This window comes from Amycolatopsis sp. NPDC058340 (assembly GCF_042723975.1).
Taxonomy (GTDB): domain Bacteria; phylum Actinomycetota; class Actinomycetes; order Mycobacteriales; family Pseudonocardiaceae; genus Amycolatopsis.
Genome location: NZ_JBHXIB010000053.1, coordinates 1 through 12,534, shown reverse-complemented (window position 1 = coordinate 12,534; position 12,534 = coordinate 1). Strand labels below are relative to the sequence as shown.

General features: G+C 68.8%; 14 protein-coding genes and 1 tRNA gene. 6 read left to right on the top strand and 9 right to left on the bottom strand.

The features are described from left to right. Positions 1 to 14: 14 nt before the first annotated feature. Genes ACFWIW_RS35265 through ACFWIW_RS35245 form a run of 5 tightly spaced genes read right to left on the bottom strand, consistent with a single transcriptional unit; the run spans position 15 to position 5,160 of the window. The gene (locus ACFWIW_RS35265; RefSeq protein ID WP_378372436.1) at positions 15 to 500 is read right to left on the bottom strand and encodes a (2Fe-2S)-binding protein; all 486 of its coding nucleotides are present in this window, start codon (positions 498 to 500) and stop codon (positions 15 to 17) included. Beyond that, complete coding sequence (locus ACFWIW_RS35260) at positions 497 to 1,345, bottom strand: FAD binding domain-containing protein (protein ID WP_378372435.1); 849 nt, start codon at positions 1,343 to 1,345, stop codon at positions 497 to 499. Before ACFWIW_RS35260 ends, ACFWIW_RS35265 begins: the two co-directional genes overlap by 4 nt. Then, positions 1,342 to 3,672 carry a xanthine dehydrogenase family protein molybdopterin-binding subunit gene (locus ACFWIW_RS35255; protein WP_378372434.1) on the bottom strand — a complete coding sequence of 777 codons (2,331 nt, stop codon included), beginning with the start codon at positions 3,670 to 3,672 and terminating at the stop codon, positions 1,342 to 1,344. Before ACFWIW_RS35255 ends, ACFWIW_RS35260 begins: the two co-directional genes overlap by 4 nt. A 4-nt stretch (positions 3,673 to 3,676) precedes the next feature. Next, entirely contained in the window at positions 3,677 to 4,642 is a 966-nt protein-coding gene (locus tag ACFWIW_RS35250; RefSeq protein WP_378372433.1) for a LysR family transcriptional regulator, read from the bottom strand. An 8-nt stretch (positions 4,643 to 4,650) separates the two neighbouring features. Beyond that, positions 4,651 to 5,160: a DinB family protein gene (locus ACFWIW_RS35245; protein WP_378372432.1), complete on the bottom strand. Its 510-nt coding sequence runs from the start codon at positions 5,158 to 5,160 to the stop codon at positions 4,651 to 4,653. Positions 5,161 to 5,214: 54 nt separating this feature from the next. Between ACFWIW_RS35245 and ACFWIW_RS35240 the strand changes: the two genes are divergently transcribed. The 4 genes from ACFWIW_RS35240 to ACFWIW_RS35225 are packed head-to-tail and all read left to right on the top strand — an operon-like array spanning position 5,215 to position 8,467. Next, positions 5,215 to 5,988, top strand: coding sequence for an aminotransferase class IV family protein (locus tag ACFWIW_RS35240; RefSeq protein WP_378372431.1), 774 nt, complete (start codon positions 5,215 to 5,217; stop codon positions 5,986 to 5,988). A gap of 32 nt (positions 5,989 to 6,020) precedes the next feature. Continuing rightward, positions 6,021 to 7,028, top strand: a complete 1,008-nt coding sequence (locus tag ACFWIW_RS35235; RefSeq protein WP_378372430.1) for a methyltransferase — start codon at positions 6,021 to 6,023, stop codon at positions 7,026 to 7,028. 33 nt (positions 7,029 to 7,061) lie between these two features. Beyond that, positions 7,062 to 7,862, top strand: coding sequence for a metalloregulator ArsR/SmtB family transcription factor (locus ACFWIW_RS35230; protein WP_378372429.1), 801 nt, complete (start codon positions 7,062 to 7,064; stop codon positions 7,860 to 7,862). A gap of 5 nt (positions 7,863 to 7,867) precedes the next feature. Then, positions 7,868 to 8,467, top strand: a complete 600-nt coding sequence (locus ACFWIW_RS35225) for a dihydrofolate reductase family protein (RefSeq protein ID WP_378372428.1) — start codon at positions 7,868 to 7,870, stop codon at positions 8,465 to 8,467. Positions 8,468 to 8,544: 77 nt separating this feature from the next. Here the strand turns inward: ACFWIW_RS35225 and ACFWIW_RS35220 are convergent. Next, positions 8,545 to 8,618, bottom strand: a tRNA-Leu gene (locus ACFWIW_RS35220). Between the two features lie 125 nt (positions 8,619 to 8,743). Here ACFWIW_RS35220 and ACFWIW_RS35215 point away from each other — a divergent pair. Continuing rightward, complete coding sequence (locus ACFWIW_RS35215) at positions 8,744 to 8,965, top strand: DUF3618 domain-containing protein (protein WP_005165704.1); 222 nt, start codon at positions 8,744 to 8,746, stop codon at positions 8,963 to 8,965. A 3-nt stretch (positions 8,966 to 8,968) separates the two neighbouring features. Here ACFWIW_RS35215 and ACFWIW_RS35210 read toward each other — a convergent pair whose 3' ends face one another. Next, the gene (locus tag ACFWIW_RS35210) at positions 8,969 to 9,379 is read right to left on the bottom strand and encodes a hypothetical protein (protein WP_378372427.1); all 411 of its coding nucleotides are present in this window, start codon (positions 9,377 to 9,379) and stop codon (positions 8,969 to 8,971) included. A gap of 233 nt (positions 9,380 to 9,612) precedes the next feature. Further along, the gene (locus ACFWIW_RS35205; protein ID WP_378372467.1) at positions 9,613 to 10,170 is read right to left on the bottom strand and encodes a TetR/AcrR family transcriptional regulator; all 558 of its coding nucleotides are present in this window, start codon (positions 10,168 to 10,170) and stop codon (positions 9,613 to 9,615) included. A gap of 122 nt (positions 10,171 to 10,292) precedes the next feature. Between ACFWIW_RS35205 and ACFWIW_RS35200 the strand changes: the two genes are divergently transcribed. After that, positions 10,293 to 11,753, top strand: coding sequence for a flavin-containing monooxygenase (locus ACFWIW_RS35200; protein ID WP_378372426.1), 1,461 nt, complete (start codon positions 10,293 to 10,295; stop codon positions 11,751 to 11,753). A 68-nt stretch (positions 11,754 to 11,821) separates the two neighbouring features. Here ACFWIW_RS35200 and ACFWIW_RS35195 read toward each other — a convergent pair whose 3' ends face one another. Next, the gene (locus ACFWIW_RS35195) at positions 11,822 to 12,292 is read right to left on the bottom strand and encodes a helix-turn-helix domain-containing protein (RefSeq protein ID WP_378372425.1); all 471 of its coding nucleotides are present in this window, start codon (positions 12,290 to 12,292) and stop codon (positions 11,822 to 11,824) included. Positions 12,293 to 12,534: the final 242 nt, after the last annotated feature.

Here is a 12,534-nt window from a genome sequence, read left to right as displayed (position 1 = left end):
TGGCAAGGACGGTTCTAACCGTCCTTGCCACTCACGAGGCCTGAACACCGGGCCGCGTCCCGGACGGCGTCCACGATGAACTGATATCCGGTGCACCGGCACAGGTTCCCCGAAATCGCCTGCCGGATCTCGGCGTCCGTCGGGTCCGGGTTCTCCTTCAGCAGCTCCGTCGCCGTCGCGAGCATCCCCGGCGTGCAGAAGCCGCATTGCAGCCCGTGGTGCTTCCGGAACGACTCCTGCAGCGGATGCAGTTCGCCCTCCGACGCCAGGCCCTCGACCGTGACGATCTCCGACCCGTCCACCTGCACCGCCAGCAGGCAGCACGCCCGCGCGCTCGCGCCGTCGAGGGTGATCGTGCACGAGCCGCAGACACCGTGTTCGCAGCCGACGTGCACCCCGGTGAAACCCAGGTCGTGGCGCAGGAAATCGGCCAGCGTCCGCCGTGGTTCGCACTCGGCGCGGCAGGTCCGGCCGTTCACCGTCAGGGTGACCGTGATCATGCGCCCTCCTTGGCCCGGGCGAGCGCCCGACGGGTGAGCACCGCGGCCATCTCGCGCCGGTAATCGGCCGGAGCGTGGAGATCGCCGGGTGGATCGGTCGCCGCGGCGGCGAGGTCCGCGGCGTGAGCGATGGCGTCGCCGGTCATCGGGCCGCCGGTGAGCGACTCTTCGGCGGCGGTGGCCCGGATCGGTGTCGGACCCGCGCCCGCCACGGCGATCCGCGCGGATTCGCAGACGCCGCCGGACATCGTCACGGTCGCGAAGACGGCGACCAGCGCGAGATCGCGACTCCGCCTGCTCAGTTCCTCGACGGCCCAGCCGCCTCGATGCGACGGCACCGAAATCCGCGTCAGCAGCTCGCCGCGGCCCAACGCCGTCCGATGCGGGCCGAGGAAGAAGTCCCGTGCCGCGACGATCCGTTCCCCGGAGGGGTCGCGGACGGTGAAGTCCGCGTCGAGCGCGACCATCACCGCGGGCAGTTCCGCGGCCGGATCGGCGTGCGCGAGACTGCCGCCGATCGTGCCCCGGTTCCGGATGGCCACCTGCCCCACGTGGCCGATCGCGTCGGCGAGCAGGGGGACTTCGGACCGCACGACCGCGGCCGTCTCGACCGTCCGGTGCCGGGTGAGCGCGCCGATCTCCAGCCGTCCGTTCTCCTTGCGCAGGAAGGAAAGTTCGTCGAGACGGTTGATGTCGACCACCAGCGACGGGCGGGCCTGGCGCAGGTTCAGCAACGGCACGAGGCTCTGCCCGCCTGCCAGCGCCCGCGCGTCCGGGGTGCTCAGCGCTTCGATGGCCTCGTCGAGCGACGAAGCCCGCAAGTACTCGAACGGCGCGGCCTTCACCGGGCCGCTCCCCGCTTCAGCGCGGCCAGCAGCCGGGGCGGCGTGATCGGCAGCGAGGTGATGTCCACGTCGTGTTCGCGCAGCGCGTCCTCGACGGCGTGCGCGATCGCCGCGCCACCGCCGATCACGCCCGCTTCCCCCATCCCCTTGAACCCGCCGGGGACGTGCTCGGCGGGAGTCGTCATATGCGACACGGAGAACGGCGGGACCTCGGTCGCGGTCGGCAGCAGGTACCCGGTGAACGACGTGGTCTCCATCCGCCCGTCGGCGCCGTAGTCCAGTTCCTCGTACAGCGCCCCGCCGATCGCCTGCGCCGCGCCGCCGTGCAGCTGCCCGTCCACGATCGTCGGGTTGATGACGGTGCCGCAGTCGTGCGCGATCAGATAGTCCAGCAGCGTCACGACGCCGGTCTCCTTGTCGACTTCGGCGAGGACGGCCGTGCAGCCGAACGACGTCGCGACGTTGACCGGGTCGTAGACCTCGCGTTCCTCCAGCGTCGGTGTCTCGTCTTCGGGCCAGACGCCGTTCAGCCGCCGGTACGCCGCGTCGCCGATCGCGGCGAGGGTGACCTGCCTGCCGGGTACGCCGTTCACCGAGACGACACCGTCCTCAATGGACAGATCGTCGGGCGATGCCTCCAGGATGTGCCCGGCCACCCGCAGGATCTTCGCCCGCAGCCGGGTCGACGCGTTCAGCACGGCCGCGCCGCCGACGGCCGCCCCTCGGCTCGCCGCCGTGCCGTAGCCGGTGTACGGGCAGCTCTGCGTGTCCCCGGAGAGCACGGTGACGTGGTCGAGCGGAACGCCGAGCGTATGCGCGGCCACCTGGGCCAGTGTGGTGTGGATGCCCTGTCCGATCGCGGACAGTCCGGTGTGGACGGTCACGTGACCGGTCGAGTCGACCCGCACGACCTCCTCGTCGAATCCGGAATGCCCCAAGCCGGCCAGGTTGATGATCCTGCTCGGCCCGAACCCGGTCAGTTCGTTGTGGAACGCGTATCCGATCCCGACGCCGTTTCCGCGGCGCTTCGCCCATCCCGCGTCTTCGACGGCCTTCAGGCAGAGATCCAGGCAGTCCTCGTAACGGCCGCTGTCGTAGACGAACACCGGGCCCTGGTACGGGAACGCCTCCGGTGGGATGAAGTTCTTGCGCCGCACCGCGTGCGCGTCCATGCCGAGACGTTTCGCCAGCTGCTCCACCAGATGTTCGTGCACGAAGTTCGCCTTCGGCAGCCCGTAACCGCGGAACGATCCGTACGGCGACCGGTTCGTCATCACGGCGACGAGGGTCAGTTCCGCGTTCGGGATGGCGTACGGCCCGGTCAGCAGCGCGGTCGTCGTCCAGCACGGGCTGGCGCCGACGGTCCCGAGCACGCCGCCGAGGACGCCGTACACGGTGGCGCGCAGGCCGGTGATCGTGCCGTCGTCCTTGGCCGCGAGTTCGACGTCGATCTTCTGCTCGCGCGAGTGCGCGTTGGCGACGAAGCTCTCCGCCCGGTCCTCGATGAGTTTGACCGGTTTCCCGGTGCGCCGCGAGAGGATCGCCGCGACGACTTCCTCGGCGTAGAAGTCGAATTTGTTCCCGAAGCCACCGCCGACGTCGGGCGTGCGCACGCGGATCCGGTCCATCGGGAGCCCGAAGACTTCGCCGAACAGCTCGCGCGCGAGGTTGGGTGCCTGCGTGGCGAGCCAGACGTCGAGCCGGTCGGTGAACGGGTCCCAGGTCGCCACCACACCTCGCGTTTCGATCGGCGTGCCCATCTGGCGGGCGAACCGGAACGACTCGGTGAGCACGACGTCGGCCTCGGCGAACGCGGTGGCCACGTCACCCATCGGGATGGTCCCGGTGCCGGCGATGTTGTCCGGCCAGTCCTCGTAGAGCTTCGGCGCGTCGTCCGCCAGCGCTTGTTCGAGCGTGCCGGCGGCCGGGAGTTCCTCGTACTCGACTTCGATCAGTTCGAGCGCGTCTTCGGCGGTCGCCCGGTCCTTCGCCGCGACGGCCGCGACACCTTGGCCGTGGTAGCGCACCTTGCCGATGGCCAGGGCGTGGGTCTCGGGCGTCCGCATATCCGGCAGGTTCGACCAGATCACCGGTTGTGGTGTCTTCGTGATCGCGCGCACGTCCTCGCCGGTGATCACGGCGAACACCCCGGGATGGGCTTCCGCCGCGGTGGTGTCGACACGCAGGATCCGCGCGTGTGGCAAGGGACTACGGAGGACGGCGGCCTCCAGCATCCCCGGCAGCCGCACGTCGTCGATGTACTGCGCCCGCCCGGTGAGCAGGCGGACGTCCTCCTGCCGGGTCACGCTCGCGCCGATCAGCCCCATGGCCTCACTTTTCCGTACCGGGGGCCTCTCGCGCATCGTGCACACGGGTCATGGCCTCCCGATCGGACACCGGGAGCCACTGCCGCTCCGGATCGAAGGGCCGGTAGGCGGAGCGCACGTGCCCGATCAGCCGTGGCAGCGTGGGATGCCGGTTCTCGTGCCGCCACAGCAGGGAAAACGGGTACACCGGCGTCGGGTCGGCGAGCGGGATCCGGACGACGTCCGGACGCCAGGGCACGTGCATCTTCGAGCCGACGAAGCCCAGGCGGTCCTTCGACGCGCCGATCACCTCGATGTGGTGTTCGAGCCCGAAGTTTGGGCCGTCGGAGTCGATCAGGATGCCGAACGCCGGGCACAGTTCCGCCCAGAACTCCGCCCATTCGCTTGCCCGCGCGGTGTAGGGCATCCAGGCCGTCAGGCCTTCGAGTTCCGCCATCGCGACCTTTCGCCGCCGCGCGAGCGGATGCCGCCGCCCGACCAGCAGGTTCACCGGTTCCAGATAGGCGGGCGTACGGCCGATCCCCGGATCCGGCACGGTGCTGACGCGGGCGAAGGCGGCGTCGACGGACTCGGGCAGCACCGACCGGCGTACCGCGCCCAGCCCGGGCGTGACCAGTTCGAGTTCGTCGTCGTGGTCGGCGTGGAAGGCGCGGACGACCTCCATGGTCGCCAGGCGCGTGCCGAGGACGTCGACGCGCAGGGGACGTCGCCTGCCCTGAAGACGCTCGACGGCTTGGTCCGCGAGGTTGATCAGTGCCCGAGCGTGCTTGAGGAACTCTTCGCCGTCTTCGGTCGGCTCGGCGCCTCCGCGCGTTCGCGACAGCAGACGGACGCCGAGATCGGCTTCGAGTCTGGCGACGCGTTTGGAGACCGCCTGCTGGCTCATGTCCAGCCGGATCGCGGCCTCGCTGAAGTACCGGTCCTCGGCCACCGCGACGAACGCGCGCACCGCGCCCAGATCCAGCTCCATTCCCGGTATCACACCACGGCGCGCCGCTGCATCCTGAGCTGCCCGATCTCCGACACGTTCTTCATCAGTTCGGAGTTGAGCCAGGCGACGGTGTGGCCGAAGGTCAGCCCGGCTTCCTCGCCGAACGGGTAAGCGGAGGGCGCGTCGAGGTCGGCGTCGGTCAGCTTGTCCAGCACCGCCAGCCATTCCTCGCGAAGGCCGCGAAGCCAGGCGATGGCGGTTTCCGCGCCGGGCCAGGTGATTTCCGTGCGCTCGCGCGGGGTCCGCCCGTTCGCGTGGTCCAGTGCGACGCTCCACCACCAGCCGATATGCCAGGTGAGCCAGGCGATCGTGGGGACCGGGACGGGATCGGGTTCGGTGTCGGCCCAGTCGGGTGTGCCGTCCGGCCGGATCGTCCAGCAACGGGAGGCGGGCTCCCAGAGGAAGTCGCCCGGCTCCAGATCGGCGAGGTGGTACTCGAACAACGACCAGGTCAGATCGAACTGCCAGCGGGACAGCTCCGAACGCGATACGGGCACCCGCCGGATCCTCCATTCGGGACACGGCGGCCGCAACCGGTTTACGGTGCGGGCATGAGTCCCTATGTCGCGCAGCGGAACGGCCGGACGGCGACCGCCGAAGACCTGGCGCCACTCGCGTTCGCCGGCTTCGCCCACTTCACGGCCATGCAGGTGCGTGACGGCAGGGTCCGCGGTTTCGACCTTCATCTGGACCGGCTCCGGACCGCTTCGCTGGAGCTGTTCGGCGACGCCCTGCCGGACGACCGGATCCGCTCGTACGTGCGTGAGGCGCTGAAGTCCGGACCCGCGGACGTCTCCCTCACCGTGACGATCCACCTGCCGGGTGATCTCGAAGTCCTGGTGCGTACGCGGCCTCCGGTGTCCGGTCCGCGCGCGCCGATGACGCTCACCGCCGTCGGACACGAGCGCGTCCTGCCCGCCGTCAAGCACACCGGTGAGATGGCGAAGACCTACTTCCGGCGGCGGGCCGTCGCCGAAGGATCCGACGACGCGGCGTTCGTCGATCGCCGGGGCAGGCTGAGCGAGGCGACGATCTGGAACCTCGCCTTCTTGGACGGCGATACGGTGGTGTGGCCCGATGCCGACCTGCTGGCGGGAACCACGATGGGCGTCGTCCGGCGACGGCTGGCGGCACTCGGCGTGCCGCAACGGGTCCAGGAGGTCACGCTCGCCGGCCTGCCGGGGCTCGCGGGCGCGGTGGTCATGAACTCGTGGACGCCGGGGGTCGCGGTGCACCGGATCGGCCCGGCGCCGCTGCCGGAAGCGCCGTCGTTCGTCGAGACGCTTCACCGGGCTTACGAAACAGAACCTCTCGTGACACCGTAAGCCGGTTGACCGCGCTGCCACAGTGGACAGTCGTGACCACTCATGACAAGGACAGGCAGGAATTCCTCCGGCTGGCCGGGCTGGCGACGCCGATGGCGCTGCGGGTCGCGGTGACACTGGGGCTGCCGGACCGGTTGTCCGGCGAGGGCGCGACCGCCGGTGACCTGGCGGCGGACCTCGGCCAATCCCCGCTCGCGCTCGATCTGCTTCTGGGACATCTGACCACGCTCGGCGTCGTCGAACGGACGCCGGCCGGCTACCGCACCACCGAGTACGGCGCGAAACTCCGCGCCGACGCGGGAAACGGTCTGGCCGGGCTTCTGGACATCAACGCCGCCGGCGGCCGGGGCGAACTGGCGTTCGTCGAACTCGCGCACAGCATCGCCACCGGCGAGGCGGGCTACATCCGCCGCTACGGCAAGGACTTCTGGGCCGATCTCGCCGAGAATCCCCATCTCCGGGAGACGTTCGACCGGCAGATGACCCAGCGGTACCTGACACAGGTGCCGCGGTTCGTCAGCGGTTTCGACTGGTCCCGCTTCGGCACCCTCGTCGACGTCGGGGGTGGCCACGGCAGCCTGCTCGCCGCGATCCTGAAGGCCAACCCCTCGATGCGCGGCCATCTCGTCGATCTCGCCCCGACCGCGACGGTCGCCGAGCGGGAACTGCGCGAGCAGGGGCTGGGGGACCGGGCCGAGGTGAGCGCGGGCAGCTTCTTCGACCCGCTCCCGGCCGGGGCGGACGCCTACCTGCTGTCCGACATCCTCCACGACTGGGACGACGAGCACGCCCATCGCATCCTCGCCCGGTGCGCCGAGGCGGCCGGTGCGGGCGGCCGGGTCCTCGTCATCGAGGCGGTCGGCGGGCTCGGGGCCCAGACCGAGTGGGACCTGGTGATGCTCGTGCTCTACGGCGGCCGCGAGCGGCGTCTCGACGAGCTTCGCGAGCTCGCCGCCGCGCACGGCCTGGTCTTCGATTCCGTCACCACCTTGACCGAGCAGCGCAGCCTGCTGGAGTTCCATCCCCAAAATATTCCTTGACAAGAATATTCTGCTGAGTGAATACTTCTCGGCATGGAGCAGATCGCAGCAGCACTGGGAGACGGAGCGAGGTGGCGCCTCGTCGAGCTTCTCGCCGAGCGGCCCCGGTCCGTCGGTGAGCTCGCCGAGCTGACCGGCCTGCGGCAACCGCAGACCACCAAGCACCTGCAGACCCTCGCCCGCGTCGGGCTCGTGACGGTGTTCCCGCTCGGGCAGCGTCGCGTCTACGCGGTCGAAGCGGGGCCGCTGAAGGATTTCGAAGGACGGCTGCGGACGCTGATCACGACCATCGAGGCGAACGCGGGCGAGCGAGACGTCCTCACTCGCTATCAGGCCGCGATCGGCGCGGACACCGAGGCCGCGAAGCGGGACCGGTGGGCGGACGGGCGGGCCTTCTCGTTCGACCGTCTGCTCGCCGCGCCGCGGACCGACGTCTGGCGGCACTGGACCGAACCCGCGCTGCTCGCGTCCTGGTGGGCGCCGCCTTCGATGACCGTCACCGATTGCGTCATCGAGCCGTGGCCCGGTGGGCGGGCCGTGCTCGACTACCGGGACGCCGAGGGGCGCTACCGGTCCGCGGGGGAGGTCCGCGCCGCGACCGAACCCGGACATCTCGAGTTCGACCTCTCGGTGCTCGACGCCGAGGGCGACATCTTCTTCACCGGTCACTACGACCTGAAGTTCACCGATGCGTCGGGCGGGACCCGGCTCCGGCTCGACCTGCGCATCACCGAAACCACCGTCGGGGCCGTCCCGTTCATCGCCGGTATCGAAACCGGCTGGGGCCAGGTGCTCGACAACCTCGCGACCCGGCTCACCAAGGAAAAGGACTGAACGACATGACGAACCACACCGGCCGCCGCGTCACCGCCAACATCAGCCTCACCCTCGACGGCCATTACAGCGGCCCCGGCGGCCCCGGCGACATGGGCGCGATCGTCTCGTACGCCACCACCGACGTCGCCCGTGCCCACCTCGCCCGCATCCACGAGACGGCGACCACCGCGGTGCTCGGCAGACTGAACGCCGAGGGTTTCCTGGGCTTCTGGCCGACCGTCGCCGCCGACGAGAACGCCGACCCCCGCGACCGCGCCTACGCGAAGTGGCTCACGGACGCCGAAAAGGTGGTCTTCTCGACCACGTTGACCGAAGCGCCCTGGGGCCGCGCCCGTGTCGTGAACGCCCCCGCCGCCGAGGTCATCGCCGGCCTCAAAGCGGACGGTGAAGGCGACATCCTGGTCAACAGCAGCGCCAGCGTCATCAAGACCCTGCTCGCGGACGACCTGATCGACCGGCTGTACCTGATGATCTGCCCCGAGATCACCGGCGGCGGGCAGCGGCTGTTCGTCGACGGCCTGCCCGCGTCGAAGTGGGCGCTGGCTTATCAGGAGGTCGGGGAGCTGGGGGAGATGGCGCTGGTCTACGACCGGGTGCGCTGATCTCCGGGTCTCGTGAGTGGTTAGGACGGTTAGAACCGTCCTTGCCACTCACGAGGCGCAGTCTCGAGCTGGTGGGGTGGGCCCGGAGAGACTCGAACTCTCACTGGCACGGACCTAAACCGTGTGCCTCTGCCAATTGGGCTACGGGCCCCCAGTGCTGCCCCGAAATCGTAGCGTGCGACACGATCCGCGTTTCTCGGCGTGGCCGGTGCCACGACGCGGGGTGGCGTCCTCTAACGTGGGCTTCCAGCAAGTCCGTCGCGGCGAGGAGGACACGTGGCTCGCGATCCCGAGACCATCGAGCGTGAGATCGAGCAGGCCAGGAACGCGCTGGTCGCCACGCTCGACCAGCTGGGCACGAAGGCGAACCCCGCGAAGCTGGTGGATTCCGCGAAGACCGGTCTGCGCGCGAAGCTGGACGAGCCCAAGGTGAAGTACCCGCTCATCGGCGGGGCCGTGCTGATCGGCGTGCTGCTGATCCGCAAACTCCTGAAGTAGGTCTCAGGAGGTCTGGGCCGCCTTGGCGGGTGTCTTGGCAGGCTCGGGCTTCTCCTTGGACTTCGCCTCGTCGACGGCCTTCGGGAGTTCCTTGCCCTGGGGCACCGGAGGCTTGCCGCCGGTCTTCTCCTTGGCCTTGCCGTTCGCCGGCGGGGGAACCTCGAGCGGTTCGATCTCCGGGAGCGTCAGCCTCGCCGTCATGTAGGCGGCGGTGAATTCGAGCGCGCTGCCGTTCAGCAGGTGCACCACGGTCGAATGTTCCGGCGGGGACAGTTTCTCGACCAGCTGGTCGGCCCGGTCCCGTGCCGCGATGATGCCCGGCGCGCGACCGGTCAGTTCCTTACCGGAGCCGCTGACCGTTATCTTCCAGTCGTCGTCCTCCTGGACGTACGACGCGGTGATCGGTTCGGTCATCCGCCTCACCCCTCTCCTCGCGAGCAAGCGTCACTCAATGGACCTCGTCACGCCGCCGTCATGACGCCACTTTCGGGTGGTGGCGCCCCCTCCTGGCGGAGGTCGCGACTGTCCATCAGACTTTCTACAGTGTCATCGATACAGTAGGACAACTCTGTGTCACAAGACACTGGCGGCAATGTGCTCTGAGTGACGACCGAATGGCCTAATGCACGAGCATCTTCACAGTCGTTTCAGCTGGCCCTCGCGGACAGGCCTGACCAGAGGATGTCCATCGCGTATCCGGTCGCCGTTTCGGGGCTGATGTCCTCGTGTCGTTCGCACCAGATCGCGAGCCGCTCGCACGCCCCGACCACGAACTCCGCGGAAGCCTCGGCACGGAGGTCGTCGGACTGGTCGAGGTGGTCGCTCATCAGCGCGGCGATCAGATCGGTCTGCTGGCGCCGGGTCTGCTCGATCTCGTCGGCGGCGCCGGTCCCGATCAGCGCCATCTCGTGGCGGAGCAGTGACCAGGCCTGCCGCCGTTCCCGGATGAAGACGAAGAAGGCGAGCAGTCCGCGCCGCAGCGCGTCCTCGGCGGACGTCGCGCCGACGGTCGCCCGTTCGGTGACCTCGCGCAAGGCCGCCCGCGACTGCTGGATGCAGGCGAGCAGGAGCCCCTCTTTCGAGTTGAAGTACTCGTAGAGCATCGGCTTCGACACCCCGACACGTTCCGCGATGTCGTCCATCGACGCCGCGCTGTACCCGCGTTCGGCGAAGACTTCCTCAGCGATTTCGATCATCTGCCGCATCCGCTCCGCACGGGGCATGCGTTTGCGCTTCGCCGTCGTCACCACAGCACTCTACCGAAGGTAACCTACTTCGAGTAAGGTGTACTCCCGGTAACAGGTAAACGCGAACGAGAGGTCGGGTCATGGGCAACCGCACCGAGACCGGTGTCGTCATCGTCGGAACCGGCTTCTCCGGGCTGGGCATGGCCATCCAGCTGCGGAAAGAGGGCCGCGAGGACTTCGTCATCCTGGAGAAGGCCGACGACGTGGGCGGCACGTGGCGGGACAACACCTATCCCGGCTGCGCCTGCGACATCCCCTCGCATATGTACTCGTTCTCGTTCGAGCAGAACCCCGGCTGGTCCCGCGCGTACTCGCCGCAGCCCGAGATCTGGCAGTACATGCGCGACGTCGCCGCGAAGTACGACCTGCACCGCTTCATCCGCTTCGGCCAGGAGATGACCGGCGCCCGCTGGGACGCCGACGAGAACCGCTGGCACGTCGCCTCGAAGACGGGCGACGAGTTCGTCGCGCCCGCGCTGGTCGCCGGGGTCGGCGCGCTGCACCTCCCGCAGATCCCGAAGCTGCCCGGCATCGAACGGTTCAAGGGTCGCGCCTTCCACTCCGCCCGGTGGGAACACGACTACGACCTCACCGGCAAGCGGGTCGCCGTGGTCGGCACCGGCGCGAGCGCGATCCAGTTCGTGCCTCAGATCGCGAAGGACGTCGCCGAGCTGACGCTCTTCCAGCGGACGCCGCCGTGGATCATGCCGAAGCCGGACCGCGAGATGCCCGAAGCGCTCCAGAAGACGTTCAGCTCGGTGCCGCTGCTGCAACGTGCCTTCCGCGACGTCCTCTACTGGGGTCTCGAAGCCCGCGCGATCGGCTTCAACGGTCAGCCGTGGGTGATGAAGATCGGCCAGCGCATCGCGAAGCGCAACATCTTCAAGAGCGTCAAGGATCCCGAGCTGCGCCGGAAGCTGACACCGGACTACACCATGGGCTGCAAGCGGGTCCTGGTCTCCAACGACTACTACCCGGCGCTCGCGCGGGACAACGTCGACGTCGTCACCGACGGCGTGAAAGAGGTCCGCGAGCACAGCGTCGTCGACGGCGCCGGCGTCGAGCACGAGGTCGACGCGATCATCTACGGCACCGGATTCCATGTCACGGACGCCTTCGACGACCTGGAGATCATCGGCCGCGACGGGCGCAACCTCGGCAAGGAGTGGGCGACCGAGGGGATGCGGACGTATCAGGGCATCACCGTGTCCGGGTTCCCGAACCTGTTCTTCCTGCTCGGCCCGAACACCGGGCTGGGGCACAACTCCGTGGTCTTCATGATCGAAGCGCAGATCTCGTACGTCGCGCAGGCGCTGAGGCTCGCGCGCGGCAAGGCGCTCGACCCGCGGCCGGAGGCGCAGGAGCGCTTCAACGGCGAGATCCAGCGCAAACTCGCCAAGGGCATCTGGACCCAGGGCGGCTGCAAGAGCTGGTATCTCGACGCGAAGGGCGTCAACCGCACGATCTGGCCGGGCTTCACCTGGCGGTACTGGCTCGACACCCGCAAGGTGCGCCGCGAGGACTACGAACTCCTCGGCTGAGGAAAGGGGGAGGGTCCGTGAAAGCCAAGATGGGGGGCATGGCCTTCACGGACCGGGGAACGCCGCGCTCATGAGGGGTTGAGCCGGCGAAGCCTTCCGATGAGATCGACGGTGGGGATGCCGCACAGCTCGGCCATCCGTTCCAGCGCCGCGAAATCGAGATGGACCTCGGCGGAGCCGTTGTCACTCGATCTCTTGAGCCGGTCGTCCGCCCACCGTCTCAGTGGCAGCAGCTCCTGCTGCTCGTCCTTGATCACCAGGCGCAGGTCGACCCGCACCCGGCCCGGTTCGTCCACGAACACCCGGCGATGCACCTTGGCCAGCAGATCCTGCGGCAGCTCGTCCATCGCGACGCACAGTTCGACCAGCCGCACCACGGAACAGTGGCGGGTGCCCAGCTCGTAGGTGGCCAGCGTCTGGAGCGAGATCTCGCTCTGCAGATGCTGGTTCAGTTCCTTGCGTGTCCAGCCACGTTTACGGCGGAGCTTGCGGAGCTCGTCTCCGAGTATCCGCTGATAGCTCTCAGCGTCGATCAGCACTCCCCATCCCCTGCCTTGCCAACCTTCTCCACCGCCCGCCCCGTGTGACAAAACCCGGGACGAGCGCGCTCACGTGTATGAAAGTCGGCAGGGGCGCCGCTCTTACGCGGTTTCGGGGGTGGTTTCCTATCGATTTTGGCCCACTGGGCCGAATGGGTGAAGGAACGGTGTGCGGAGGGCCTGTTTCGGTGGTCGCCAGGGCTCAGCCGGCCGTTGCGAAAGCCACTTTCGCAACCTTCAAC